We start from the raw sequence: 3,499 nt of genomic DNA on the forward strand, positions 1-3,499 counted from the left end.
TATTACGCCTATCGTTAAGGTTTGTAAAGGGGTTTGACGACAGTTAAACTGATGAGTGTGATTAGGATAGCTGATGAAAGGAGAGACAGGGGCGTAGCTTGCGGGGCCCGACGCCATCGCCAGGGTTTTGTTAAGAAAGTTGAGGGTTTTGCTTTCTGTCGGTCAGCTCGTGATACCTTTCTAAAACCTGAAAGCGGGAAAGTCCGGTGCAATTCCGGCGCTGTGCCGCAACTGTAAAAGTCAGAATGCCGATTTCGGGGGCGCTTTGTGGGCGTTTACTTTTGGATTCCCTGCGTAGCACGGGGAGGAGATTATTTGTTAGCTTTGACTGATTTGCCGACTTGTCCGGGTTTATTTTACGGTTCCCAAGCCCGAGACGGAGTTTTATCGAGAATGCGGATTCCGGGGGGAATTTTAAACGCGCAGCAGTGTCGGACGATCGCCGATTTGGCGGATCAATACAGTACCGGCTGTTTGCAAGTGACAAATCGGGCAAATTTGCAAATCCGAGAAGTGAACTCGGAAATTGCCCCCGAAGTCTGGAACCGCTTGCAGGAATTGGGGATAGCGTCTCGCCGCGTGGAAGTTGACCCGATTCGCAATATTATGGCAAGTCCGACAGCAGGGCTCGATCGCCAGCAGTTACTGGATACTCGCCCGCTAGTCAAAGCTTGGGATGATTATCTGCAAACACATTCCGAATTGTCGGAACTTTCGCCTAAGTTCAGTATTGGCTTGGACGGCGGGGAATCGGTTTCGATCCAGGCTTTACGCAACGATATTTTATTAGCTGCTCAAAGGCTTTCAACCCAATCAGAAATCGTTTTTCGGCTGCATTTAAACGGCGATACAGGAATTTTAATCCAAGAATCGCAATGTATTTTAGTATTAGCCGCCCTCGCTAGCACCTATCTTGAATACACCAAAAATCGACCTCGAATTGATGGCAAAAAACCGCGTTTGCGTCACCTGCTGGCAGATTGGGGCGCTGAAAGTTATCTAGAAAGGGTAGAGAGGAATTTACCATTTTTATTGCAATTCACATCAGGCACCTCTCCCCAAAACAGGCAAGATGCCTCATCTGAAAAATCCCTCTCCCCTCACCGACATCTCGGCATCCACCCTCAGCGACAGTCGGATTTATCCTACATGGGAATAGCGCTGCCTCTCGGTAGGCTAGAATCAAAGCAACTGCGGAATTTGGCAAATTTAGCCCAAAATCTAGCCAGCGGTACCCTGAGACTTACGCCGTGGCAAAATCTGTTGATTTCTGATATCCCCAACTCCCAGCTTTTTGAGGTAAAACAGCAAATCGCCGATTTGGGATTGCACTCGTCGGCGACTCGCCTAGATTCGTGCTTGGTGGCTTGTGCTGGCAGCAGCGGCTGTGCGTCGGCGGCGACAGATACTCAAAGTCACGCCCTATCAATGGTGAGGGATTTAGCGCAAAAATTGACGATCGACCAACCGATTAACATCCATTTCAGCGGTTGCCAAAAGTCCTGCGCCCAGCACCAGCCAATTGATATCACGCTGGTGGGAATTCAGATTGAGCGAGGAGACGAAACTATCGAAGGTTACGACATTTATGCGGGTAGAAAAGATTTGCCCTTCGGACGACCAATTTTTCAGGCGGTGAGTGCGATCGAGATGCCCGGTGCGATCGAACAAATGTTGCGGGTGTATCAGCGGTTTCGAGAGCCTGTGGAGTCATTTGGTGAGTTTGTTGATCGGCAGGCGATCGACCAATTACAGGAGTTGTTCAGCACCGAAAATCGGAATTGAAAGTGAAAAAATATCCCCTAAAAACTGACAAATTGTAATCATTTCTCTTTCTATCTCTCTTGATATTTCTTCCTTCGCGCCTTCGCGGTTCATTCAAAAAATCTATTTCACAAATCCCACAAACTTCCCATAGCAGTTTTAAACAATGATTGACTACATTCGAGACGGAACAGAAATCTACACCAAATCCTTCGCCACAATTCGAGCCGAAGCAGATTTGTCAAGCTTGCCGCCCGATTTAGAATCGGTAGCCGTGCGACTAATTCACAGTTGTGGCATGACCGATATTGTTACAGATTTAGCAGCTTCCCCCGGTGCAGCCACCTGCGGACGCCAAGCCCTTTCCGCAGGCGCGCCCATCCTGTGCGATGCCCGGATGGTGGCCGAAGGCATCACTCGCAAACGCCTTCCCGCTGACAATCCGGTGATTTGCACCCTCTGGCATTCCGAGATCCCGGAGTTGGCGCGGCAAATGGGAAATACTCGATCGGCAGCGGCGCTTGATTTATGGCTGGACAACTTGCAGGGTGGGGTTGTGGCCATCGGCAATGCCCCGACTGCTTTGTTCCGACTACTGGAAATGCTGGATGCCGGAGCACCCAAACCGGCTTTAATTCTGGGTTTCCCGGTAGGATTTGTGGGGGCTGCCGAATCCAAAGCCGAACTCGCTGCCAACAGTCGGGGAGTGCCATTTATTACGTTGCACGGGCGGCGCGGTGGCAGTGCAATGGCAACGGCAGCCGTGAATGCGTTAGCGAAAAAGGATGAATTATGACTAAGGCTACTGGTAAATTGTACGGTTTGGGTATTGGCCCTGGCGATCCAGAGTTGATTACTTTGAAAGCTTATCGGATTTTGCAATCGGTGCCGGTGATTGCCTATCCGGCGATGGAAAATGGTAAGGTGCTGGCGCGGGCGATCGTTGCTGATTATCTGCGCCCGGAGCAAATTGAGATTCCGATGCCGTTGCCTTTTAGTCCGACGCGATCGTCTCAACCTTATTATGATATTGCTGCCGAGAAAATTGCCGCCCATCTGAGCGAGGGACAGGATGTGGCGGTGCTATGTGAGGGCGAACCTTTTCTCTACGGCTCGTTTATGTATCTATTCAACCGTTTGTCGGCGAGATTTACCACTGAAGTTGTGCCGGGAATTTCTTCGACAATGGCGAGTGCTGCTGCGTTGGGAGTGCCGCTGACTTATCGTAACGATGTGTTAAGTATTATGCCTGCGACGCTGGATGCTGAGGTTTTGCGCGATCGACTGGCGGTTGTTGATGCTGCTGTGATTATTAAACTGGGGCGGCATTTTGCGAAAGTCCGGGACGTGCTGATTGAGTTGGGACAGTTCGATCGAGCACTGTATATAGAACGCGCAACTATGCCGAATCAGCGAATTCGGGCGATCGCAGATGTCGATCCCGCTGAAGTTCCCTATTGGGCTCTCATTATGATACCTAGCCAGCAAAAATCTGTATCTTAATATTTCCATGCCTGAAGGCGACGCGCTTCCAGGCTTTACCTACTTTTTTGTGCATTCTTACCTCTTTATCCACTTTTCTTCATATTGATAACTTAAGCTTATAACTTTCATTAGTTAATCTGTTGTTAAAAAACTTTACAAACCTGAGAATATGCTTTATGTTTATTTACATGGCGGAACACAAAGCCGTCACGAACATTGAAAACCAAATAAAGCAATCATAAACAAATGA

The 3,499-nt window shown here is 49.1% G+C and carries 3 protein-coding genes and 1 riboswitch; all 3 genes read left to right on the forward strand.

Going from position 1 to position 3,499, the window contains the following annotated elements:
* Positions 1 to 179: 179 nt before the first annotated feature.
* A riboswitch (adenosylcobalamin-variant (AdoCbl-variant) riboswitch) is annotated at positions 180 to 259 on the forward strand.
* A gap of 8 nt (positions 260 to 267) precedes the next feature.
* The 3 genes from cobG to QUB08_RS31530 all read left to right on the forward strand — a co-directional run bounded on the left by cobG (position 268) and on the right by QUB08_RS31530 (position 3,267).
* Positions 268 to 1,785 carry a precorrin-3B synthase gene (gene cobG / locus QUB08_RS31520; RefSeq protein WP_333230188.1) on the forward strand — a complete coding sequence of 506 codons (1,518 nt, stop codon included), beginning with the start codon at positions 268 to 270 and terminating at the stop codon, positions 1,783 to 1,785.
* A 145-nt stretch (positions 1,786 to 1,930) separates the two neighbouring features.
* Positions 1,931 to 2,560, forward strand: a complete 630-nt coding sequence (locus tag QUB08_RS31525; protein ID WP_333230190.1) for a precorrin-8X methylmutase — start codon at positions 1,931 to 1,933, stop codon at positions 2,558 to 2,560.
* Positions 2,557 to 3,267, forward strand: coding sequence for a precorrin-2 C(20)-methyltransferase (locus tag QUB08_RS31530; protein ID WP_333230192.1), 711 nt, complete (start codon positions 2,557 to 2,559; stop codon positions 3,265 to 3,267). Before QUB08_RS31525 ends, QUB08_RS31530 begins: the two co-directional genes overlap by 4 nt.
* Positions 3,268 to 3,499: the final 232 nt, after the last annotated feature.

The organism is Microcoleus sp. BR0-C5 (assembly GCF_036705045.1).
In the GTDB taxonomy this organism is placed as follows: Bacteria; Cyanobacteriota; Cyanobacteriia; order Cyanobacteriales; family Microcoleaceae; genus Microcoleus.